This is a genomic window from Streptomyces sp. NPDC001599 (genome assembly GCF_042893535.1).
Classification (GTDB): domain Bacteria; phylum Actinomycetota; class Actinomycetes; order Streptomycetales; family Streptomycetaceae; genus Streptomyces.
In genome coordinates, this window is the sequence record NZ_JBIAVA010000023.1 from 12,783 (window position 1) to 34,607 (window position 21,825).

The following is a 21,825-nucleotide window of genomic DNA, read 5'->3' on the forward strand; positions in this document are numbered from 1 at the left end:
GAAGGTGAGCGGGCGCTTAGGGCAGGTTCTGGGGGCGCTGTCCGGCGGGGGCGCCGCCGGGCTTCTGGAAGGGGTCGTGCTCGACGAGGATCCTGTCCAGCCGCGCCTGGTCCACCCGGCTCACTATCTGCCCGACCTCCTGGCGGTCCCGGATGATCTTGGCCAGGGTGAAGGCCGAGGTGACGAGGTACAGGACGGCGATGGCGAGGAAGGCGCGCACCCAGGCGTCGGCCTGGAGCTGGTAGATGCCGATGGCGGTGGCGGCCATGGCCACCGCGAACGAGGCGACGGCCTGCCCGTAGAAGGCCGCCGTGTTCTGCTGCTTGACCGGTGTGTCGCTCATGGGGACAAGGATCGGCGGATGTGGCCCGCGCCACATCCGCCGTCGTACTCAGTTCGCGTACTCAGGGCCCGGCGGTCAGAATGCCGAAACCCCGGTCAGCGCACGCCCGATGACCAGCTTCTGGATCTGGCTGGTGCCCTCGTAGAGGGTCATCACCCGGGCGTCGCGCAGCAGTTTGCCGGCCGGGTACTCGTCGATGTAGCCGTAGCCGCCGAAGACCTGGAGGGCGTTGTTGGCGGCGCGCACGGCGGCCTCCGAGGCGAAGAGCTTGGCCTTGGAGGACTCGACGGCGAAGGGCTGCCCGCGGTCGATCAGATCGGCGACCCGCCAGGTCAGCAGCCGGGCCGCGTCCACGTCGAGGGCGATGTCGCTGATCAGCTCCTGCACGAGCTGGTGGTGGGCGATGGTCTTCCCGAACTGCTCCCGCTCGCCCGCGTACCGCACGGCCGCGTCCAGCGCGGCCTGGGCTATGCCGACGCAGCCGGCGGCGACCGACATCCGCCCCTTGGCGAGGGCCGACATGGCCACCGAGAAGCCCTTGCCCTCGGGCGCGAGCATCGCGGAGGCGGGGACGCGGACGTCCTCCAGGACCAGTTCGGCGGTGGCCTGGCCGCGCAGCCCGAGCTTGCCGTGGACGGTGCGGCGGGTCAGGCCGGGCGTGTCGGTGGGCACGAGGAAGGCGGAGACGCCCTTGTGGCCGGGGGCGTCGGTGGAGCGGGCGAAGAGCAGGACCACATCGGCCCAGGTGCCGTTGGTAATGAACATCTTGGTGCCGTTGACGACGTAGTCGTCGCCGTCCCGGACCGCGCGGGTGGTGAGGTTCCCGGCGTCCGACCCCGTACCGGGCTCGGTGAGGCCGAAGCAGCCGACGTACTCGCCGGAGGTGAGCCCCGGCAGCCAGCGCCGCTTCTGCTCCTCGTCGCCCCAGGCGGCGATGGTCTTGGCGACCAGGCCGAGGGAGACCGAGACGATCCCGCGCACGGAACTGTCGCCGCGCCCCAGCTCCTCGGTGACCAGGCAGTACGCAAGGTGGTCGCCGCCGCTGCCGCCGTACTCCTCGTCGATCGTGAGGCCGAGGAAGCCGACCTCGCCCAGCTTCTTCACCAGGGAGCGGTCCACCTCCTCGGCACGGTCCCACTCGACGACATGGGGGGCGATCTCACGCTCCACGAAGTCCCGGGCGAGCTGCCGTACGGCGGTCTGCTCCTCGCTGAGCTCCAGGTTCATGCCGAGTCACCCCACAGAAAAGAAATCTTGAAAGCCGTACATTTAAATTAGCACTGCTAGTTTCGGCTCGCAGCCCTACTATGTGCGCCATGGCCCGACCGCGCAAGCCCCTGCTCAGCACCGACCGGATCGTCGAGACGGCCCGCGCTCTGGTGGACGCGGAGGGCCTCGCGGCCGTCTCCACGCGCCGGCTGGCCGCGGAACTGGGGGTCAGCGGACCCTCGCTCTACAACCACTTCCGCACCAAGGACGAGATCCTGGAGGCCGTCGCGGACTCGGTCAGCGCGCAGGTGGACCTGTCGATGTTCGAGGACGGCCGGGAGTGGCGGACCGCGCTGCACGACTGGGCCGTCTCCTACCGGACGGCGCTGCGCGACCACCCCAACATCGTCCCGGTGCTGGCCCACGGCCCCGGCCGCCGACCGGCCGCGCTGCACCTCGCGGACGCCGTCTACGGCGCCATGGTCCGGGCGGGCTGGCCCCCGGCCCAGGCCACCTCCATCGGCGCGCTGATGCGCTACTTCATCATGGGCTCGGCGCTCGGCTCCTTCGCCGGCGGCTTCGTGGACGACGCCGGCGCCTACGACCCCGCCGACTACCCGCACCTCCAGCAGGCCCACCTCCTGGCCGAGCAGCAGGAGAAGATCGACGAGCGCGCCTTCGAGACCGGCCTGACGGCACTCCTGGACGGGCTGGCGCAGCAGTACGCGCAGGTGGCACAGGGCGTCTGAGGCCGTCGAGGGCTCCCCGGACACTTCGGCGCCCGCCGAACCGTGCGTGGCGCATCCTGGACGCATGACCGAGAGGGACGCCGGGGCTCCCGGCCTCGCACGACTGGCCGGGCTGCTCGCCGACGAGACGCGTGCCGCCTGCCTGCTGGCCCTGCTGGACGGGCGGGCCTGGACCGCCGGTGAGCTGGCCCGGCACGCCGGGGTCGCCGCGTCGACGCTCAGCGAGCACCTGGGCAAGCTGGTCGCGGGCGGGCTGCTGGCCGAGGAACGGCAGGGGCGGCACCGTTACGTGCGGATGGCCGACGACCGGGTGGCGCAGCTCGTGGAGGACCTGGCGGCGCAGGTCGCGCCCGAGGCCGCGGACCGGCGGCCACGCACCCTGCGGGCGTCGAGCGCCGGTTCGGCGATGGCCCGGGGGCGCACCTGCTACGACCATCTCGCCGGACGGCTCGGCATCGCGGTCACCGACGCGCTGACCGGACGCGGGCTGCTGCGCCAGGACACCGGCTTCGCGCTCACGGACGCGGGGCTCGGCTGGTTCGACACCGCCGGGATCCCGCTGCGGCCCACCGGTCGCCGCCCACTGGCCCGGGCCTGCCTCGACTGGACGGAACGCCGTCCCCACCTCGCGGGCGTGGCGGGCGCCGCCCTGTGCCGGCACGCCCTGGACACGGGCTGGTGCGTGCGCATCGGGTCGGAGCGGGCGGTGAAGGTGACGCCGTCGGGTGAGCGGGCGCTGTCCGAACTGCTGGGCATCCATGCGGCGGCGCTGCGCTGAGCACGGGTTCCCGGTCCGAAATCCGCCAGTGGGAGCGACCTTCCACTGCCTAGTCTCTGGAGCATGATGAGCACTGCCCGCACCTCCCCTGCCGCTCCCTGGCACCGCCGTCCCGAACTGCTCGCGGCCGGCGCGGCCACCGTCACCGTCGTGCTGTGGGCGTCCGCGTTCGTCTCCATCCGCAGCGCGGGCGAGGCGTACTCGCCGGGCGCGCTGGCGCTCGGCCGGCTGCTGTCGGGGGCCCTGACCCTCGGCGTGATCTGGCTGCTGCGCGGGGAAGGGCTGCCGCCGCGGTCCGCCTGGCGGGGGATCGCGATATCGGGGCTGCTGTGGTTCGGGTTCTACATGGTCGTCCTGAACTGGGGCGAGCAGCAGGTGGACGCCGGGACGGCCGCCCTCGTGGTCAACGTCGGCCCGATCCTCATCGCGCTGCTCGGTGCCCAGCTGCTGGGCGACGCGCTGCCGCCGCGGCTGCTGGCGGGGATGGCGGTGTCGTTCGCCGGTGCGGTGACCGTGGGCCTGTCCATGTCCGGCGAGGGCGGTTCCTCACTGTTCGGGGTGGTGCTGTGCCTGCTGGCCGCGGTGGCGTACGCGGGCGGGGTGGTGGCCCAGAAGCCCGCGCTGGCGCACGCGAGCGCCCTTCAGGTGACGACGTTCGGGTGCCTGGTCGGGGCGGTGCTCTGCCTGCCGTTCGCCGGGCAGCTGGTGCACGAGGCGGCCGGCGCGCCGGTCTCCGCCACGCTCAACATGGTGTACCTGGGCGTGTTCCCGACCGCGCTGGCGTTCACGACGTGGGCCTACGCCCTGGCCCGTACGACCGCCGGCCGCATGGGCGCGACCACGTACGCCGTGCCCGCGCTGGTCGTGCTGATGTCGTGGCTGGCACTGGGTGAGGTCCCGGGACTGCTCACCCTGGCAGGCGGAGCGCTGTGCCTGGCGGGCGTGGCGGTGTCCCGCTCGCGGAGGCGCCCTGCCGCGGTCCCCGACCGGGCCGAGCCCACGGCGGTGCCGCGGCGCGAGGACGCGGGGCGGCCCTAGGGGTGCCGTTCGGATCAGGCGGCCGGCCGCAGCCTGCGTTGCCTTGTGGCCGACCCGAGCGGGGGGGGGAGAGAGACGGGGCCCCTCCCGCGCATGGGGGTCCCCCGGCTCGAGCGCAGTCGGGAGTGGGGGAGAAGCCGAGCGTGCAGCCGCAAGGCGGAGGAGGGCGCCGGGGCGGTGCCCTGGCAACCGACGACAACTCCGCGGATGCGTGCCGGACCCCGCGACCCCGGCAAGATCCACACGACACCCCTTGGGCCCCGGACCGTCCGCGGCGCCGTGGCGTGAGAGACCGGGCCGCCTCTGTCACCGGCCCGCCTGCAGGGGAGGCCCGAGACCCACCGACATCGCGGCCTACGGGGGGCTTCCGCCCGGGCACGGACCTTGTCGGCACCGTACGGCCACAGGGCCCGCCCGGTCCCCAGAGGTTGCCCAGGCGTCCCCCGCTCCGCGCCATGGCGGCGATCGGGCTCGGAGGCCGCGGGCCCCGTCCAGGGTGCCGGCGGCCCCGCGAGAGACCCCGCCCGGACCGTCACACGGCCGGTCCCGGCCCGGGAGGGTTCCGTGGACGGCCCGGCGGGGCGCGGCGCACGGGTCGGGCTAGAAGACCACCAGTGCTCGTCCGCCCTTGCCCGCCAGCATGTTCTCGAAGGCCGCCGGGATGCCGTCCAGGGCGATGCGTTCGGTGACCAGGGCGCTGAGGTCGAGGCGGCCGGCGCGGGCGTGTTCGGCGAGGACCGGGAGGTCGCGGGCGGGGTCGGCGTTGCCGTAGACGCAGCCGGCCAGGGTGCGGCCCCAGTGGAAGATCTCCAGGGCGTTGAAGGTGACCTGCTGGTCCTTGCCGCCGATGCCGACGACCGTGGTGCGGCCGCCGCGCCGGGTGGATTCCCAGGCGGCGCGGATGGTGGCCGCGCGGCCCACGCACTCCACGGCGACGTCGACGCCCTGCTTGCCGGTGAGGGCGCGGATCTCGCGGGCGGTGGTGTCGGAGGCGAGGAGGTAGTCGGTGGCGCCCGCGGCGCGGGCCAGTTCCTCCTTCTCGGGGGACACGTCGACCGCGACGATCTTCGACGCGCCCGCGATCCGGGCCGCCTGGAGGGTGGCGAGGCCCACTCCGCCGACGCCGAAGACCGCGACCGTCTCGCCCTCGCGGACCTTCGCCGAGTGGTGGACGGCGCCGTAGCCGGTGAGGACGGCGCAGCCGAGCAGCGCCGCCTCGGTGAGGGGGATGCCCTCGGGGGCGGGCAGGACGCAGCCGGCGGCGACCACCGTCTCCTCGGCGAACGCGGCGACGTTCAGGCCGGGGTGCAGGTCGGTGCCGTCGTCGGCGCGGCGGGCGTGCACGTCGGCGGCGCCGGCGAGCGCGTTGGCGCACAGCCAGACCTCGCCGAGCGAGCAGGCGTGGCAGGCGCCGCAGGACGGAGCCCAGTTGAGGACGACCTCGTCGCCGGGCGCGACATGGGTGACGCCCTCGCCGACGGCGACGACGGTGCCGGCGCCCTCGTGGCCGAGGACGGCGGGCAGCGGCACCCGCATGGTGCCGTTGGACAGGGACAGGTCGGAGTGGCAGACCCCGGCGGCGGCGAGCTTCACCCGGACCCGGCCGGGGCCGGGCTCGGGCAGCTCGATGCCGGTGACCTCCAGCGGGGCCCCCAGGGCGGGTACGACGGCGGCACGGACTGCGGTACGGACGGCCATGACGTGGACGGCTCCCCTGCGGGCTAGAACTGGAGGGACTTGGTCTGGAGGTACTCGGTGAGGCCGTGCGCGCCCAGTTCGCGGCCCACGCCGGACTGCTTGTAGCCGCCGAAGGGCGCCAGCGGGTTGAACCGGCCGCCGTTGATGTCGACCTGCCCGGTGTCCATCCGGCGGGCGAAGGCGACCGCCTCGGCCTCCTCCCCGGCCCAGACGGCGCCGGCGAGGCCGTAGACCGTGCCGTTGGCGATGCGCAGGGCGTCGTCCTCGTCCTCGTAGCGGAGGATGGACAGGACGGGGCCGAAGATCTCCTCCTGGGCGATCGTCATCTCCTCGCTGACGTCGGCGAAGACCGTCGGGCTGACGAAGTAGCCCTGCTCGCGCGGGGCTTCGGGGCCGCCCGCGACCAGGCGCGCGCCCTCGGCGACGCCCTTCTCGATGTAGCCGCGCACCCGCGCCTGCTGCTTGGCGTTGACGACGGGGCCGATCCGGTCGCCGTACTTCGCGGCGGCCTCGGCGGCGAGCGACACCGCCTCGTCGTACTGGTCGCGGTGGACCAGCATGCGCGTCCAGGCGCTGCACGTCTGGCCGGAGTTGGACATGACGTTGGCGACGCCGACGTTGACCGCCTTGGCGAGGTCGGCGCTCGGGAGGATGACGTTGGCGGACTTGCCGCCGAGTTCGAGGGCGACCCGCTTGACGGCGGCGCCCGCGGTGGCGCCGATGCGGCGGCCGACGGCGGTGGAGCCGGTGAAGGAGACCAGGTCGACACCCGGGTGCTCGGCGAGCGCCTGTCCGGCGACCGGACCGAGTCCGGTGACGAGGTTGAAGACGCCCGCGGGGATCCCGGCCTCGTGCACCGCCTCGGCGAAGAGCTGCGCGACGAGCGGGGTGTCCTCGGCGGGCTTGAGCACCATCGTGCAGCCGGCCGCGAGCGCCGGGGCGGCCTTGGCGACGATCTGGTGGAGCGGGTAGTTCCAGGGGGTGATGGCGCCGACCACGCCGACCGGCTCCTGGTGGACCACGGAGTTGCCGACCTTCTCCTCGAAGGCGTGGGCCGCCGCCAGTTCGGCGTAGGAACCGGCGACCGCGATCGGGGCGCCCGCGTGCACGGCCTGCGAGAACTTCAGCGGGGAACCCAGCTCGGCGGTGACCGTCTCGGCGATCTCGTCCTTGCGGGCCACCAGGACGTCCCGCAGCGCGGCCAGGCGTGCCGCCCGCTCGGCGGGCGGGGTGGCGGCCCAGGCCGGCAGGGCGGCGCGGGCGGCCCGTACGGCGGTGTCGACGTCCAGGGCGTTGCCGGCCGGGACCTTGCCGATCACCTGCTCGTCGACCGGGTTCACGACGTCGATCGTGTCCCGTCCGTCGGCGGGGCGCCAGGCTCCGTCGATGTACATGCCGTCGTGTGCCTTCATCGGGTTCCTTCCGGGCGGGCCTCGTCGTCCGACCCCAAACTAGCGCCGTTAGTTTTACGGCACCAGGGGCTCCCCCGATGGTGGCGCGGCTCACCCTCCCGGAGTGCGGTGTCTCGACGTGATCACTCCTCCAGGTCCGGCAGCCGCGCCGGGGCGGGGCAGATCCGGTCGCCGTGCTGGTCGAAGACGAACAGGTGGGCGAGGTCGACGAGGAGGGGCACCTGCATGCCGTGGCGAAGGTCGATGTCGGGGGTGGTCCGGACGATGAGGTCGCCGGGGAGGCGGCCGTCGGGTGGGGCGACCGCGGGTTCGGGCTCCTCCGGTTCGTCCATGACGACCACCGGTCCGGCGCGCAGGGCGCCCGCCCGCTCCCGCAGCCGGTCCAGGACCGTGCCGTCGCGGCGGCGGCGCCTGACCGGGCGGGCGGCCGGGCGCGGGGCCTCCAGGTCGGGCACGACGGCCGGCTGTGAACCGGTGTTGAAGTGCACGAGCACCTCGTGGCCCTGGAACTCGACATGCTCCACGAGCCCGGTGAGCAGCACCTCGCCCGGGCGTGCGGACGAGGGTTTCGCGATCCGGACGGCCTCCGAGCGCAGGCCCACGATGACCTCGCGGCCCTGCTGGACGCGGAGCAGCTGGTGGTCCAGGGAGAGGGGTTCGGGCAGGCGCAGGAACTGCTTGCCCAGGCTGATGGTCATCGCCCCGTCCAGCGGGGCGCGCACGAGGCCGCGCAGCAGGTTGATGCGGGGGGTGCCGATGAAGGCGGCGACGAAGACGTTGCGGGGCAGGGCGTAGACGGCGCGCGGGGTGTCCACCTGCTGGAGGACGCCGCCGCGCAGGACGGCGACGCGGTCGCCCAGCGACATGGCCTCGGACTGGTCGTGGGTGACGTAGATCGTGGTCACGCCCAGCTCCCGGGTCAGCCGGGTGATCTCGGCGCGCAGGTGGTTGCGGAGCTTGGCGTCGAGGTTGGACAGCGGCTCGTCCATCAGGAAGGCGGTCGGGTGGCGGGAGATGGCCCGGCCCATGGCGACCCGCTGGCGTTCGCCGCCGGAGAGCTGGGCGGGGAGGCGGTCGAGGAGGTCCTCGATGCCCAGCATGCGGGCGGTGGCGTCCACGCGGGGTGTGTGGTCGGTCTGCGGGTCCTCGACACGCAGCGGGAAGCCGATGTTCCCGCGGGTGGTCATGTTGGGGTACAGGGCGAAGTTCTGGAAGACCATCGCCATCCGCCGCTCGGCGGGGAGCAGGTCGTTGGCGTACGCGCCGTCCAGCGTCAGCTCCCCCTCGGTGATCTCCTCCAGTCCGGCGATCATGCGCAGCACGGTCGACTTGCCGCAGCCGGAGGGGCCGAGCAGGACGAGGAACTCGCCCGGCGCGATGTCCAGCGACAGCCGGTCCACCACGCGGACGCCTCGCGCGTAGGTCTTGCTCACATCGTGCAGGGAGATGGCGCGTGTCATGGAGGTGCCCCCGGGGGCTCACTGAGCTCTGGTGCTCCGCGGTCGGACGCCCTCGTGCGGGTCGTACGGGGCGTGTGAGTCACGGAAGTTAACGGACCGTGCCCGGCCTGGGGAAGACACCCGACGACATCTCGACGCGACCGTCCATCTGGTGAGAAAGCGGACGGCCGGATTCAGGGGGCGGGGCGTCTCACGACGTGATCATGCCGGGACCGGCCGCCGCGTCAGCCGTCCGCCGCGTCAGCCGTCCGACGAGCCGTCCGGGTCGCCGCCTCCGCGGTTGCCGCCGGAGCGGCGGGAGGTGCGGACCAGCTCGCCCGCCGCCAGGGTCGCCGTCGCCACCGCGCGCGTCCACGGCGGGCCGCCCCGGCCCGCCCACACGACGCAGACGCAGCCGCCGACCACGAGGAGCAGGACGACGGACAGAACCATCAGGATCATGCTCATCCCTTCGACTCCCGGCACGGCCGGCTGTCGCCCGCCCCGTCCGGGACATCCTGCCCGACCTCCGGACTACGGGGACCGGCGGCCCGGCCGCCCGCACCGGCCGCACCGGCCGCGCCGGCCGAAGGCGAACGCAGAGCGACGCCCGAGGACAGCAGGAGGAGTGCGCCCAGCATCACGAAGGGGGCGGCCACGCCCGCGACGCCCGCGATCAGGCCCGCGGCCGCGGGGGCGGCGACCTGGCCGAGGCGGTTGCCGGTCAGGCGCAGGGCGAGGGCCGTGGAGCGCGCCGCGTCGGGGGCCGCCTGCACGACCGTGGTCATGGACAGCGGCTGGCCGACGCCCAGGCAGAAGCCGAGGACGACCAGCATCAGCGCGAGCGCCCACACCGGCACCGGCAGCGCGACCCCGGCGCACAGCAGAGCGGCCAGCAGACACGTGACCGTGAGCAGCACCGTGCGGCCGAGCAGCCGCAGCAGGGGCGTCAGCACGAGCCGGCAGGCGATCGTCGCGGCGGCCCGCAGGCTGAGCAGTACGCCGATCACGGCCGGGGAGATCCCCCGGTGCTCGCCGACCACCGGCAGGTAGGCCGTGAGGATGTCGGTCGCGGAGAGCACGGAGAGGCTGATCAGGATGCCCGCGGGCACGCCCCGGGCGCGCAGGATGCTCCCCACGGGCACGCGCGCACCCTGCTGCGTACGGGACTTGGCGGCCCCCGGGTACTCTATGCGCCACAGGGAGGTGAAGGCGACCGCCGCGCCCGCGCCCGCCACCACCAGGGCGAGCGCACTGCTGCCGGCCATGTCGGGGCCGCCGATGAGCGCGCCCGCGGCGACGGGGCCGATCAGCTGGCCGAGCGAGGCGCCGATGGTGAAGTGGCCGAAGTTGCGGTCCTGTTCGTGCGGCGCGGACTGGCGGGCGACCAATGACTGGGCGCCGATGACGAAGCAGAGGTGCCCGAGGCCCATGACCCCGCTCCACAGGGCCATCGTCCACAGGGACCCGGCGGCGCCGCTCAGCGCGCAGCCCCCGGCGATGAGCACCACCCCGACGGGCAGCAGCGGCGCACAGCGGCCGTGGTCGGTGCGGCGGCCCAGCGGAACGGCGGCGAACAGCGGCAGCAGTGCGTACACGCCGGCGATGACACCGACGGCCCGTTCGTCCGCGCCCAGCGCGAGGGCCCGGTAGGAGACGGCGGGCCGGGCCATCGACACCGCGGCCTGCGCGAAACCGAAGGCGATGACGAGGCGGAGCAGCCAGCCGCGGTTCCCACCGGGCACCATGATCGCGTTTCCTTCCGATGATCCGATGATCTCTGACGATCAGATGATGCCGAACAGGATGCCCGCCGCGAGGATCACCAGGCTCGTCAGGACGGCCCACTTCACCACGAACCGCGTGTGGTCGCCGAACTCGACCTTGGCCATGCCGACCAGGACGTACACGGCCGGGACGAGCGGGCTGGACATGTGCAGCGGCTGGCCGACGATCGAGGCGCGGGCGATCTCCAGCGTCGACACGCCGTGCGCCTGGCCGGCCTCGGCGAGCACCGGCAGGACGCCGAAGTAGAAGCCGTCGTTCGACATGAAGTACGTCAGCGGCAGGCTCAGCAGGCCGGTGACCAGACCCATCTGCGGGCCCATGCCGTCGGGGATGGTGTCCACGAGCCAGTTGGCCATGTGGTCGACCATGCCGGTGCCGGTGAGGACGCCGGTGAAGACGGCGGCGGCGAAGACCATGCCGGAGACGTTGAGGACGTTGTCGGCGTGGGCCGCGATGCGGGCCTTCTGGTCCGGGATGTGCGGGAAGTTGACGGTGAGGGCGAGCGCGGCGCCGATCAGGAAGAGCACCGGGATCGGCAGCAGCTCCATGATCATGGCGGTGAGCAGCGCGACCGTGAGCAGCGCGTTGAACCAGTACAGCTTGGGCCGCAGGGTGGGCCGGTTCGGGTCGAGGCCCTTGAAGTCGTCGTCGGACGTGCCGCCGGACTCGGCCTCCCGGTCGCCCGCCTCGCCGGAGCCCCCCGCGGCACCGCGACCCGCACCGGCACCGGCACCGGCACCGGCACGCACACCGGACGCCCCGGCGGCCCCCGTAGTCGCACCCGCACCGACCAGCACCGTCTCGGTCTCCGGCTCGCGCTCCAGTGCCTCGTCCAGCGACAGCGTGCCCAGCCGCCTGCGCTCGCGCAGACCGAGCACGTACGCCAGGACGACGACCGCGACCAGGCCCACGGCGAGGGCCGGGATCATCGGGACGAAGATGTCCGTGGCGTCGACCTTCAGGGCGGTGGCGGCGCGGGCGGTGGGGCCGCCCCAGGGCAGCGTGTTCATCACGCCGTTGGCCATCGCGGCGACGCCGGTCATCACGACCAGGCTCATCTTCAGCCGCTTGTACAGCGGGTACATCGCCGAGACCGTGATCATGAAGGTGGTGGAGCCGTCGCCGTCCAGCGAGACGATCGCGGCGAGCAGCGCCGTACCGACGACGATGCGCATCGGGTCGGCCTTGCAGAACTTCAGGATGGCCCGGACGATCGGGTCGAAGAGCCCGACGTCGATCATCACACCGAAGTAGACGATCGCGAACATGAGCATCGCCGCGGTGGGGGCGAGGCTGGACACGCCGTCGATGACGTAGTCGCCGAGATGGGCGCCCTTGCCGACGAACACGCAGAACAGCGCGGGAATCAGCACGAGCGCCGCGATCGGCGACATCTTCTTCATCATGATCAGGACCAGGAAGGTCGCGATCATGGCGAAGCCGAGGATGGTCAGCATGAGTGAGTACCTAACGTTCGCCCTTGAACATCCCACCGGGGCAGGCGGTGCGAGCGACGTTAGGTGGCGCGAAGCAGCGTTAACAAGACGTTGACATGCGAGCAATAAGCGCAGAACTCCAGGTCACAGCTCTGCGCCGGTCAGCGGTGTGAGCGTTACGGGTACGCCGTTGAGGACGGCGTTGCCCGAGAGCGGGTCGAGGGTGCTGCCGTCGAGGAGCTGGTTGACGTTGACGCCGGGATCGGCGGCGGCGTGCGTCTGGCGGGTGCCGGGCCGGTCGTGGCCCCAGCCGTGCGGGAGGCTGACCACGCCGGGGCGGACGGTGTCGGTGATTTCGGCGGGGACGGCCACCGCTCCCCCGGGCCCCTGCACGCGCACCGGTTGCGCACCGCGCAGACCCAGCCGTGCGGCGTCCTCGGGATGGACGTGCAGGGTGCAGCGGTTGGAGCCGCCGGTGAGGGCGGGGATGTTGTGCATCCAGCTGTTGTTGGAGCGCAGATGGCGGCGGCCGACCAGGACGATTCCGGCAGGGCGTTCGGCGAGGGCCCGCACCAGGCGCGGCAGGTCGGCGGCGATCGGCCCCGGGAGCAGCTCCACCTTGCCGCTGCGGGTCTTCAGGGGCTGCGGCAGGCGTGGGCGCAGCGGGCCGAGGTCGATGCCGTGCGGGTGGGCGAGGAGCCGCTCCAGGGTCAGCCCGTCGGGCCGGGCGCCGAAGCCGTCGCCGTAGGGGCCGAGGCGCAGCATCAGGTCGAGGCGCCGCTCGGGGCCGTCCTCACCGGTGAGCAGGGCGGTCAGTTCGCCGGGGTCGCGGCCGTGCACGGGTGAGTACGGCTCCCGTACGGACCTGGCGAGGGTCTGTTCGATCACCATGGTGTCGACGGCGGCGGGGTCGGTGCCGTGCCCGCCGCCGACGGCCAGGGTCAGCCGGGCGAGGATCTCCGTCTCGGCCCTCCTGCCGGGTTCGAGCGGGACGGCGGGGCGGGTGTAGCGGACCTGGTTGCGCACGGCGAGGGTGTTGAAGGCGAAGTCGTGGTGCGGGCTCTGGGCCGGCGGGGGCGGCGGCAGGACGACGTGGGCGTGGCGGGAGGTCTCGTTGAGGTAGGGGTCGACGCTCACCATGAAGTCGAGGGAGTCCAGCGCCTTGTCGAGCCGGTCGCCGTCGGGCGCGGACAGGACGGGGTTGGCGGCGATCGTGAGCAGCGCGCGGACGGGCTCGCCCGCGTCGGTGGCGGTGTCGATCTCCTCGGCGAGGGCGGACAGGGGCAGTTCGCCCTTCGCCTCCGGGTGTCCGCCCACCCGGGAGCGCCAGCGGCCGAGCGCGAAGCCGCGGCCGGGCCCGGCGGGGCGCGGGGTCCGGTCGGTGGCGGCCTGCGGGAAGAGCGCGCCGCCGGGCCGGTCGAGGTTGCCGGTGAGGATGTTGAGGACGTCCACGAGCCAGCTGGCGAGGGTGCCGTGCGGGACGGTGCAGCTGCCGATGCGGCCGTAGACGGCGGCGGTGGGGGCGGCGGCGAGTTCGCGGGCGAGGGCGCGGGTCACCTCCGGTGCCACGTCGCAGGCGGCGGCGACGGACTCGGGGGTGAAGTCGCGTACGGCGTGGCGGACTTCGTCGACCCCCTCGACGTGCGGCGCGAGTGCGCCGAGGTCGACCAGGCTCTCCTCGTACAGCACGTGGGCCATCGCGGCCAGCAGCAGCGCGTCGGTGCCGGGGCGGATCGCCACGTGCCGGTCGGCGAGCTTCGCGGTGCGGGTGCGGCGCGGGTCGACGACGGTGAGGGTGCCGCCGCGGGCCTTCAGGGCCTTGAGACGGCCGGGGAAGTCGGGGGCGGTGCACAGACTGCCGTTGGACTCCAGCGGGTTGGCGCCGATGAGCAGGAGGTGGTCGGTGCGGTCGAGGTCGGGCACCGGGATGGCGTTCGCGTCGCCGAAGAGCAGTCCGCTGGAGACGTGCTTGGGCATCTGGTCGAGCGTGGACGCGGTGAAGAGGCTGCGAGTGCCGAGGGCGCCGAGCAGGACGTTCGGGTAGAGGGCGCCGGCCACGGTGTGCACGTTGGGGTTGCCGAGGACCACGCCGACGGAGTGCGGCCCGTGCCGCTCGACGAGGGGCCGGACCCCGGCGGCGACCGCGTCGAAGGCCTCCTGCCAGGTGGCTTCGCGCAGTTCGCCGTCCCTGCGCACCAGGGGCGCGCGCAGCCGGTCGGGGTCGGCGTCGACGGCTCCGAAGGTGGCACCCTTGGGGCAGATGTAGCCGCGGCTGAAGACGTCGTCGCGGTCGCCGCGGGCGGCGGTGACCGTGCTGCCGTCGACGGTGAGGGCCAGGCCGCAGGTGGCCTCGCACAGGGGGCAGATACGCAGGGCGGTGCGGGGCACGGGGTCCTCCCGGAAGGCGGCGGTGGCGCGCTGTGCCCGGCGAGCATACCGACCGGTAGGCATGTTGGGGAGGGGTCGGACGGACGGCGGCAGGGGTGTTCGGGCGGTTGTGCGGCCGCGCCCGGTCAGTCGAGCACGCGCCCCAGATACGCCCGCAGCAGCTCCCGGGCCTCCTCGATGATCTTCTCGTCACCGTCCGGCGCGACCCGGAAGGCGAGCTGCACGAGGGTGTCGGCGGTCTCCACGGCCACGAGGAAGACGCGGCGCAGGTCGTCGTCGGGGCGGCGGCCAAGGTAGCCGGAGAGCAGTTCGGTGAGCCGCTCGGCGACGCGGTGGTTGGGGACGGCGTGGCGCCGGCCGACCGGGATCTGGTTGCCGAAGTCGATCAGGGAGAAGCCGGGCGCGGTCCGCTTCATCGCCAGGTACTCGTCGAGCACGGCGTCCAGCGCACCGCGCCAGCCGCCGTCGCCCGTCTCCGTCAGCCGTTCGGTCACGCGCTCCGCGTAGCGCTCCAGGTTGCGCTGGGCCAGGGCGTCGGCCATCTGCCGCTTGTTGCCGAAGAAGCGGTACACCGACCCGATGGGCACGTCCGCGCGCAGCGCCACGGCCCGGGTGCTGAGGGCGTCGTAACCGACCTCGTCGAGGAGGTCGGCGCAGGCGTCGAGGATCCGGGTCAGCCGTTCGGCGCTGCGTCGCTGCACGGGGGCGCGGCGGAGCGGGGTCGCGTGGGACACGGTCCTCATGATGCCCTGCCCACCCGGCCGGGTGAACCGTGGCCTCCGCTGCGGCCCCGGGCGCCCGCCGGGCCTCCGGGGCGCCGGAGGAGGGTGGCGGGCGCGCTCACCGCTCCGCCGCCGGTTCGGTGACCGTCCGGCCCTCGACCGTCTCCGGCCGGGTCGCCCCGGTCGGCTCGGCGTCCGACGCCGTGATGTCCGCCGTGCTCTCCACGGGCTTGCCGTCGACGGCCCAGACGGTGCCGTCGTCGGCGTACAGGCGGACCGTGAGCTGGTGCGTGCCGCGCGGGACCAGGCCGGCGGGGAGGCGGTACCGGGGGCCGCGCAGGAGGGTGAGGAGGTCGCCGTCGAGGAAGAGGTGGGCGACGCCGCGGCCGGCCACCGCTCTCGCCTCCGTGCCCTCCGGCGAGAACCTGAAGTCGCGGACGGTCAGGCGCACGTCCCAGCTGTCGTCGGTCTCGGGCTGCACCTCGATGCCGACTTCGGGAGCGCGCTCGGCGTCCACCTCGCGGTAGCGCCGGCCCTCCTCGTCGGTGTCCTCGAGCAGCTTGCCCACCGGAGTGGCCGAATCCCCGGCCTCCGGTTCCTCCACGTCACCGGAGCCGCAGCCCGCCGATCCCGTCAACAGCAGGACACAGACCGCGAGCACGGCGAGCACTCCCCGCGTCCACGACATGACGCGAGACTAGAACACGGGTCCGACAGTCCGGATCCCCCGGGGGTCTGGTTCCGGTCATCCTCACGACGGATGCCAGGACGGAGCGGACGAGCAGGAGCGGAGCGGGGAAGTCCTCTTGCGCCCTCTTGCGCGCGGGAAACCGCAATCCTACGGTGTGCCATAGGAATCGGGTGGGAATCGGGTTGCGAGGGAGCGATCAATGAGCGGGGACGCACGGAAGACCGCGGAGGGGCTGGCCTATCTGTCCGGTTTCGGCAACGAGCATGCCTCGGAAGCCGTCGCGGGCGCGCTGCCCGAGGGCCGGAACTCGCCGCAGCGTGCGCCGTTGGGCCTGTACGCGGAGCAGCTGAGCGGCACGGCGTTCACGGAGCCGAGGGCGCACAACCGGCGCTCGTGGCTGTACCGGATCCGCCCGTCGGCCGCACACCCGGCATTCACCCGTTCGGGCAACGGCACGATCCGCACCGCGCCCTTCAACCAGGCCGTGCCGGACCCGAACCGGCTGCGGTGGAACCCGCTGCCGGTGCCCGGGCCCGCCACGGACTTCGTCGAGGGGCTGTGGACGCTCGGTGGCAACGGCGACGCGACCCAGCGCACCGGCATGGCCGTGCACCTGTACCACGCCACCGCGTCCATGGAGCGCGTCTTCAGCGACGCGGACGGCGAGCTGCTGATCGTCCCGGAGCGCGGCGGCCTGCTGCTGCGCACCGAGTTCGGGCTGCTGCACGCCGAGCCGGGGCATGTGGCGCTGATCCCGCGCGGGGTCCGCTTCCGCGTGCAACTGCTGGACGAGGACGCCCGCGGCTACGTCTGCGAGAACTACGGCGCGCCGTTCCAGCTCCCCGACCTGGGCCCGATCGGCGCCAACGGCCTGGCCAACGCCCGGGACTTCCGCGCGCCGGTCGCCGCGTACGAGGACGACGAGAGCGCGCCGGGCCCGGTGGAGGTGGTCAACAAGTTCTGCGGCAACCTCTGGACGGCCGAGTACGACCACTCCCCGCTGGACGTCGTCGCCTGGCACGGCAACCACGTGCCCTACGTCTACGACCTGCGCCGCTTCAACGTCATCGGCTCCCTCTCGTACGACCACCCGGACCCGTCGATCTTCACGGTGCTCACCTCCCCGTCGGACACCCCGGGCCTGGCGGGCGTGGACTTCGTGGTGTTCGCGCCGCGCTGGCTGGTGGGCGAGGACACCTTCCGGCCGCCGTACTTCCACCGGAACGTGATGAGCGAGTACATGGGCCTGATCGAGGGCGCCTACGACGCGAAGGCGGAAGGCTTCGTGCCGGGCGGCGGGTCCCTGCACAACATGATGTCGGCGCACGGCCCGGACCGGGAGACCTTCGACCGGGCGAGCGCCGCGGAGCTGAAGCCGCAGCGGATCGACGACGGGCTGGCGTTCATGTTCGAGACGCGGTGGCCGGTGACCCTCACCCCCCAGGCGGCCCGCGCCGAGCACCTGCAAGCCCGCTACGACGACGTCTGGCAGGGCCTGGAGCGGCACTTCCGCCCCTTGCACTGAGGTTTTCCTACCGGTACGGATGGCCCGTGACCTCCTTCGCCCCGGACTCCATCGTCCTGAACCGCAAGCTGCCGCTCTGGTACCAGGTGTCGCAGTCGCTGCGCGCCTCGATACTCGGCCGCTCGCCCCGGGACCCGCTCCGTCTGCCCACCGAGGAGCAGCTGGCCGGGCACTACGGGGTGAGCGTGCTGACCATGCGGCAGGCGCTGAAGGAGCTGGAGGACGAGGGGCTGATCACCCGGCACCGCCGGCGGGGCACGTTCATCGAGCCGGACGCCCGCCGGGGCGCCCCGGTGCGGCTGCTCGGCTCGGTGGACGCGATCGTGGCCCAGCAGTCCGGCATGAAGGCCGAGCTGCTGGACCACGGCACCGCCGCCGTACCCCCCGAACTCGCCGAGTTCTTCCCGGAGCTGTTGGAAGTGGCGACATACCACCGGCTGCGCTGCGACGAGAAGACGGGCGAGCCGACCAACCACGCCCGCAACTACGTCCGTCCCGAACTGGCCGGCCGCATCGACCTGGACGACCTCGCCAGGTGGCCGATGACCAAGGTGCTGCGGGACGTGGTGGGCACGGACATCAGCCGGATCACGGACACGGTGGAGGCGCGGCTCGCGGACCCGGAGACGGCACGGCTGCTCGAAGTCCCGCTGCTCAGCCCGATCCTGCACTACACGGGCATCACCTACGACACCGACGGCCGGGTCCTCGACGTGGCGGTCATCCACTACCGGGGCGACCGCTTCTCCTTCACGGTCACCCTGGATGCCACGTGAGGCCGCGGTGCCCCGTCGTACGATGCCCGGCGTGACGCACGACGACGCCCCGCCGCTGGCGGACCTCATGCCGTGGTCCGTCGCACCGCCGCGGCTCGGCCGGGGGTGGCCGACGGCTCCCGACGCGGCGTCCCTCAAGGCCCGCTGGGACGCCCTGCTGAAGGCCGAGGGACCGGACCGCGCGACCCTGTTCGAGCCGACCCGTTCGCGCACGCCGTACTCGGCGGTCGGGCGGCTGCCGGGCGGCGCCGGGGGCACCGAGCGGCTGTCACGTGCCGCGGGGCCCTGTCCGGAGCCGGTCAGGGTGCTGCGGGCGCCGTTCGACGAGCAGTGGCTGATTCCCGACCACCGGCTGATCGACGCGGCCCGTCCGGAGCTGTGGCGGGTGGCCGACGCGCGGCAGGTGTTCGTCGTGGAGGCGCCCGACGCCGCCGGTCCGCCGCTGCTCCTCGCGACCTCGCTGCTGCCGCTGTTCGGGCCCGCCCGGATCCGACCGCTGCATCGCCGTCCCGGCGGCGCGGAGCCCAACCTCGCCCCGGGCCTCCTGGACCACCTGGCCGCCCGCCTCGGCCGGCGTCCCGACCCTGCGGACGTGCTCGCCTGGTCGGTGGCGGCCGTGCGGCCCGGCTCGCTGGTGCCGCTCACCGCGGACCCCGCGCTGTGGGAGCACGGGGTCGGACTGGGCCGGCGCGCCCTGTGGCTGATGCGCCGCGACGGCGAACGCCCCAGGCTGCCCGGCGGCCGCCGCCCGTACGTCCGCGCCCCTTTGCCCCCGCAGCCGCTGACCCTGCGCTACGACCGCGACGAGGAGGCCCTCCTCCTGGACGAGGGCCGCGTCTCCCCCGTGCCGGCCGGAGCCTGGGACTTCGAGGTGGGCGGGGTGCGGGTGCTCGAACAGTGGTTCGCGGCCCGCACGGCGGAGGGCGAACCGGGCACGCTGACCGCGATCCGCCCGGTGGGCTGGCCGCAGACCTGGACGTCCGAGCTGCTGGAGCTGATCACGGTGCTCGCACTCCTGGCCGAAGTGCGGGACGCATGCCGGGAGTTGACGATCACGGACGAAATCACCGCGACCGAGCTGCGCGAGACGGGCGTCCTGCCGGTCCCGGCGTCGGCCCGTCGGCCCGCCTCCGTCCTGGACGCCCGCGAGGAGGGGCCGGAGGGACAGCTGGCGCTGCTGTGACCCGCGGCACTGCTGTGACCCGCGACGCTGCTGTGACCCTCGGGGCCACCGGCCGCGGGAACACGGCCCCGGCTCAGGCGAACCCGTCGAGCACCCGGGTCAGCGCCCGCTCGAAGACTCCCTCCAGGTCGATCGGTCCCGCGTCCTCGGCGAAGGACGCCGCCAGCCGCGGGTAGGCGCCGCTCGCGACCTGCCGGCCGAGGTAGGCGATGCGCATCGCGGTCTCCTGCTCCTCGGACCAGGGCAGGGAGCGGGTGCGCTCCACGGTGGCGATCTCGTTGGCGACGTACGTCGTCACCACGCCGTTGACCATCGCGACCAGCTCCATCTTGGTGCCGTAGGGCGCCTCGAAGGGGTCGAGGCAGGCCAGGCAGTGCTCCAGGTAGCGCAGGGCGTTGGGGCTGAAGCCGTAGACGGGGGACATCAGGCGGGGCAACCAGGTGTGGCGGTGCATCAGGGCGCGGGTCTGGTGGGCGACCCGGATCAGGTCCGCGCGCCAGTCGCCGCTCGGCTCCCACAGCTCGTGCTCGCCGCTGACCGCGTCCATCATCAGCTCGTACAGGTCCTCCTTGCGGGGGACGTAGTTGTAGAGCGACATGGTGCCGCAGCCCAGCTCGCCGGCGACGCGGCGCATGGAGACCGCGTCCAGGCCCTCTGCGTCGGCGATCCGCACCGCGGCGGCGGCGATGTCGGCGCGGGTGTACGCCGGTCTCGGACCGCGGCCGGTGCGCTCGGGGCGCGACCAGATCACTTCGGGTACGGCCGCTCGGCCCGCCATCGTGCATCACCTCGGCCACCATCCTAGTTACGTACACCGTACGTAGTGCGCTATGGTCGATCCATGACTACTACGTACGCTGTACTTAGTGAGGGTCTGGAGAAGCGCTTCGGTGCCGTGCACGCGCTGCGCGGCCTGGATCTCGCGGTGGCCCAGGGCACCGTCTGCGGGCTGCTCGGGCCGAACGGGGCGGGCAAGACCACGGCGGTCCGGCTGCTGACGACCCTGCTGCGACCGGACGCGGGCTCGGCGCGGGTGGCCGGGCGCGACCTGGTGCGGGAGGCGACCGCGGTGCGTCGCCTGATCGGGGTGACCGGGCAGTACGCCTCGGTGGACGGAGACCTCACCGGGCGGCAGAACCTGCGGCTGTTCGCCCGGCTGCACCGGGTGCGGGACGCGGCGGCGCGGGCCGACGAGCTGCTGGACCGCTTCGGCCTGGCCGACGCCGCCGACCGGCCCGCCGCGACCCTGTCCGGCGGCATGCGGCGCCGTCTCGACCTGGCCGCGAGCCTGGTGCGCCGCCCCGAGGTGCTGTTCCTGGACGAGCCGACGACCGGGCTCGACCCGGCCAGCCGGAACCACATCTGGGAGGCCGTGCGCGCCTTGAAGGCGGACGGCACGACCGTGCTGCTGACCACGCAGTACCTGGAGGAGGCCGACCGCCTGGCCGACGACATCGCACTGGTGGACCGGGGCCGGGTCGCGCACACCGGGTCGCCGGCCGAACTCAAGGCTCTGGTGGGGGCCTACGCGGAGGCCGTCGTCCCGGACGCGGACGCCCTGGTGCGTGCGGCGGCGGTCCTGGACCGGCTGACCGGCGCCGAACCGGTCCTCGACCACGAGCGGCGCAGGGTCGGCGCCGTCAGCACCGATCCGACCCTGACCCTGCCCCGTCTGGTGCGCGAGCTCGACGCGGCGGGCGTGCCCCTGGCGGACGCGAGCCTGCGGCCGCCGACCCTCGACGACGTGTTCCTCCGCCTGACCGGCGGCAACGACAGCGACGAGAGCAACGACGGCAAGGAGCTGGTGGCATGAGCGCGGTGCCGACGGAGCCGCACGGCCCGGCGTACGGTCTGGCGTACGACGGCGCGGCCATGCTGGGACGCCAGTTGCGGCGGGCCCGCAACAACCCGGGTCTGCTGATCCTCACCCAGACCATGCCGATCACGATGCTGCTGTTCTTCGGCTATGTCTTCGGCAGCGCGCTGGCGATGCCGGGCGAGGAGTACCGGGCCTTCCTGGTGCCGGGCCTGCTGGTCGCCACCGCCGCGAACGGCATCATGACGGGCATGTTCCAGGCGGCCCAGGACACCCACCGGGGCGTGACGGACCGCCTGCGGACGCTGCCGGTGAGCCGGGCCGCCGTGCCGCTCGGGCAGTCGGTCGCCGACGTGCTCGTCACGGCCGCCGGGACGGTGCCGCTGCTGCTCGTCGGGCTCGCGGTGGGCTGGCGGGTGGAGGGCGGCGCGCTCGGCGCGGTGGGCGCGCTCGGGCTGTTGCTGCTGTTCCGGTTCGCGACGACGTGGATCGGGATCTTCCTGGGACTGCTCACCCGCAACGAGGAGGCCGCCGGTCAACTGGGCGGCGCGACCTTCATCCTTCCGCTGCTGTCCAACGCGTACATCCCGACCGACGGACTGCCGGGCTGGCTGCGCACGGTGGCGGAGTGGAACCCGATCAGCGCGGTCACCACGGCGCTGCGGGACCTCTTCGGCAACGCGCCGGTGCCGGACGGGGCCGCCTGGCCGGTGACGCATCCCGTCGCCGGGTCGCTGGCCTGGTGCGCGGTACTGCTGGCGGTGTTCGTCCCGCTCGCGGTACGCCGGTACGCGCACGGGAACCGCTGAACGGGCCGGGGCAGCGCGTCACCGC

20 protein-coding genes are annotated in these 21,825 nt (G+C 73.4%); 8 read left to right on the forward strand and 12 right to left on the reverse strand.

The genetic code is table 11. From position 1 onward, the window contains the following. Positions 1–16 precede the first annotated feature (16 nt). Together ACFYZ3_RS35555 and ACFYZ3_RS35560 are read right to left on the reverse strand one after the other, a co-directional pair. Positions 17–343, reverse strand: coding sequence for a YiaA/YiaB family inner membrane protein (locus ACFYZ3_RS35555; RefSeq protein ID WP_388526699.1), 327 nt, complete (start codon positions 341–343; stop codon positions 17–19). 75 nt (positions 344–418) lie between these two features. Then, a complete protein-coding gene (locus tag ACFYZ3_RS35560) occupies positions 419–1,570 on the reverse strand; it encodes an acyl-CoA dehydrogenase family protein (RefSeq protein WP_388526702.1) in 1,152 nt (383 codons plus the stop codon). Between the two features lie 89 nt (positions 1,571–1,659). On the opposite strand from ACFYZ3_RS35560, the gene ACFYZ3_RS35565 reads away from it, so the two are divergent. The 3 genes from ACFYZ3_RS35565 (at position 1,660) to ACFYZ3_RS35575 (ending at position 4,117) form a co-directional block, all read left to right on the forward strand. Further along, the gene (locus tag ACFYZ3_RS35565; RefSeq protein ID WP_109033612.1) at positions 1,660–2,301 is read left to right on the forward strand and encodes a TetR/AcrR family transcriptional regulator; all 642 of its coding nucleotides are present in this window, start codon (positions 1,660–1,662) and stop codon (positions 2,299–2,301) included. A gap of 64 nt (positions 2,302–2,365) precedes the next feature. Further along, entirely contained in the window at positions 2,366–3,079 is a 714-nt protein-coding gene (locus ACFYZ3_RS35570) for an ArsR/SmtB family transcription factor (RefSeq protein ID WP_388526705.1), read from the forward strand. 63 nt (positions 3,080–3,142) lie between these two features. Continuing rightward, the gene (locus ACFYZ3_RS35575; RefSeq protein WP_388526709.1) at positions 3,143–4,117 is read left to right on the forward strand and encodes a DMT family transporter; all 975 of its coding nucleotides are present in this window, start codon (positions 3,143–3,145) and stop codon (positions 4,115–4,117) included. A 600-nt stretch (positions 4,118–4,717) separates the two neighbouring features. Here the strand turns inward: ACFYZ3_RS35575 and ACFYZ3_RS35580 are convergent. The 9 genes from ACFYZ3_RS35580 to ACFYZ3_RS35620 all read right to left on the reverse strand — a co-directional run bounded on the left by ACFYZ3_RS35580 (position 4,718) and on the right by ACFYZ3_RS35620 (position 15,688). After that, on the reverse strand, positions 4,718–5,815 hold the full coding sequence (locus ACFYZ3_RS35580) for a Zn-dependent alcohol dehydrogenase (RefSeq protein ID WP_388526712.1): 1,098 nt from the start codon (positions 5,813–5,815) through the stop codon (positions 4,718–4,720). Positions 5,816–5,838: 23 nt separating this feature from the next. Continuing rightward, positions 5,839–7,227 (reverse strand): aldehyde dehydrogenase family protein, encoded by a 1,389-nt coding sequence (locus tag ACFYZ3_RS35585; RefSeq protein WP_388526715.1) that lies wholly within the window; start codon positions 7,225–7,227, stop codon positions 5,839–5,841. A 122-nt stretch (positions 7,228–7,349) separates the two neighbouring features. Beyond that, positions 7,350–8,687 (reverse strand): ABC transporter ATP-binding protein, encoded by a 1,338-nt coding sequence (locus tag ACFYZ3_RS35590; protein ID WP_388526717.1) that lies wholly within the window; start codon positions 8,685–8,687, stop codon positions 7,350–7,352. A gap of 240 nt (positions 8,688–8,927) precedes the next feature. Continuing rightward, on the reverse strand, positions 8,928–9,128 hold the full coding sequence (locus ACFYZ3_RS35595; protein ID WP_388526719.1) for a hypothetical protein: 201 nt from the start codon (positions 9,126–9,128) through the stop codon (positions 8,928–8,930). A gap of 2 nt (positions 9,129–9,130) precedes the next feature. Then, positions 9,131–10,414: an MFS transporter gene (locus tag ACFYZ3_RS35600; RefSeq protein WP_388526726.1), complete on the reverse strand. Its 1,284-nt coding sequence runs from the start codon at positions 10,412–10,414 to the stop codon at positions 9,131–9,133. A gap of 39 nt (positions 10,415–10,453) precedes the next feature. Beyond that, entirely contained in the window at positions 10,454–11,911 is a 1,458-nt protein-coding gene (locus ACFYZ3_RS35605; protein ID WP_388526729.1) for a CitMHS family transporter, read from the reverse strand. Between the two features lie 123 nt (positions 11,912–12,034). Then, a complete protein-coding gene (locus ACFYZ3_RS35610; protein ID WP_388526732.1) occupies positions 12,035–14,278 on the reverse strand; it encodes a molybdopterin-dependent oxidoreductase in 2,244 nt (747 codons plus the stop codon). Between the two features lie 125 nt (positions 14,279–14,403). After that, the gene (locus tag ACFYZ3_RS35615) at positions 14,404–15,021 is read right to left on the reverse strand and encodes a TetR family transcriptional regulator (protein WP_388526735.1); all 618 of its coding nucleotides are present in this window, start codon (positions 15,019–15,021) and stop codon (positions 14,404–14,406) included. A gap of 97 nt (positions 15,022–15,118) precedes the next feature. After that, a complete protein-coding gene (locus ACFYZ3_RS35620; protein WP_388526738.1) occupies positions 15,119–15,688 on the reverse strand; it encodes a hypothetical protein in 570 nt (189 codons plus the stop codon). Positions 15,689–15,890: 202 nt separating this feature from the next. Here ACFYZ3_RS35620 and hmgA point away from each other — a divergent pair, with 202 nt between their 5' ends. From hmgA to ACFYZ3_RS35635, 3 genes are read left to right on the forward strand one after another with little or no spacing between them, the layout of a single operon-like run. Next, positions 15,891–17,216 (forward strand): homogentisate 1,2-dioxygenase, encoded by a 1,326-nt coding sequence (hmgA, locus tag ACFYZ3_RS35625; RefSeq protein ID WP_388526741.1) that lies wholly within the window; start codon positions 15,891–15,893, stop codon positions 17,214–17,216. A 26-nt stretch (positions 17,217–17,242) separates the two neighbouring features. After that, positions 17,243–17,992: a GntR family transcriptional regulator gene (locus ACFYZ3_RS35630; protein ID WP_388526744.1), complete on the forward strand. Its 750-nt coding sequence runs from the start codon at positions 17,243–17,245 to the stop codon at positions 17,990–17,992. Between the two features lie 22 nt (positions 17,993–18,014). Then, the gene (locus ACFYZ3_RS35635) at positions 18,015–19,175 is read left to right on the forward strand and encodes a type ISP restriction/modification enzyme (RefSeq protein ID WP_388526747.1); all 1,161 of its coding nucleotides are present in this window, start codon (positions 18,015–18,017) and stop codon (positions 19,173–19,175) included. A 73-nt stretch (positions 19,176–19,248) separates the two neighbouring features. Here ACFYZ3_RS35635 and ACFYZ3_RS35640 read toward each other — a convergent pair whose 3' ends face one another. Continuing rightward, positions 19,249–19,953 (reverse strand): TetR/AcrR family transcriptional regulator C-terminal domain-containing protein, encoded by a 705-nt coding sequence (locus ACFYZ3_RS35640; protein ID WP_388526750.1) that lies wholly within the window; start codon positions 19,951–19,953, stop codon positions 19,249–19,251. A 63-nt stretch (positions 19,954–20,016) separates the two neighbouring features. Between ACFYZ3_RS35640 and ACFYZ3_RS35645 the strand changes: the two genes are divergently transcribed. Together ACFYZ3_RS35645 and ACFYZ3_RS35650 are read left to right on the forward strand one after the other, a co-directional pair. Continuing rightward, positions 20,017–20,988 carry an ATP-binding cassette domain-containing protein gene (locus ACFYZ3_RS35645; RefSeq protein WP_388526753.1) on the forward strand — a complete coding sequence of 324 codons (972 nt, stop codon included), beginning with the start codon at positions 20,017–20,019 and terminating at the stop codon, positions 20,986–20,988. Further along, positions 20,985–21,800 (forward strand): ABC transporter permease, encoded by an 816-nt coding sequence (locus tag ACFYZ3_RS35650; RefSeq protein ID WP_388526756.1) that lies wholly within the window; start codon positions 20,985–20,987, stop codon positions 21,798–21,800. The genes ACFYZ3_RS35645 and ACFYZ3_RS35650 overlap by 4 nt, the downstream gene beginning before the upstream one ends. Positions 21,801–21,825: the final 25 nt, after the last annotated feature.